Below are 442 nucleotides of genomic sequence, written 5' to 3'. Positions count from 1 at the left end.
CAGGTCGGGCAGGGGCAGGTGCTGGGGTACGTGGGCAGCACCGGCAACTCCACCGGCCCGCACCTGCACTTCGAGATCCGGCGCAACGGCGCGGTGTACAACATCGCCCCGGCGTACGCCTGCGGCGGCACCGTCACCAAGAACGCCCCGATCAACCTCCCGTTCGCGGACCTGGCACCGGTCGGCGCGGTCCCCGAGCGGTTCGCGTTCGTGAACTCGGCCGGGGTGCTGTACGCGAAGGACGGCGCGTACTCGCCGTGGCGGGCCGTCAACGCGGGTGGGGCGACGAAGGTGGCGTTGGGCGGTAACTGGATCGGCTGGTTGCAGGGCGGCAACTTCTATGCGAAGGACGGGGTGTACGGGGAGTGGTTGACGCTGGCCGGGGGTGGTCAGGTGCGGGACATCGCGGTCAGTGGCAACCGGTTCGCGTTCGTGAACTCGG

At 69.9% G+C, this 442-nt stretch carries 1 protein-coding gene; it reads left to right on the top strand.

The window, feature by feature from the left end; translation table 11 throughout:
• Positions 1 to 18: 18 nt before the first annotated feature.
• Positions 19 to 442 (top strand): M23 family metallopeptidase (locus ABZ809_RS20695; RefSeq protein ID WP_357564177.1); only part of this gene is annotated, 424 nt, incomplete at its 3' end.

This window comes from Micromonospora sp. NPDC047074, from assembly GCF_040643815.1.
Taxonomy (GTDB): domain Bacteria; phylum Actinomycetota; class Actinomycetes; order Mycobacteriales; family Micromonosporaceae; genus Micromonospora.
This window is presented reverse-complemented; position numbering and strand designations above follow the sequence as displayed.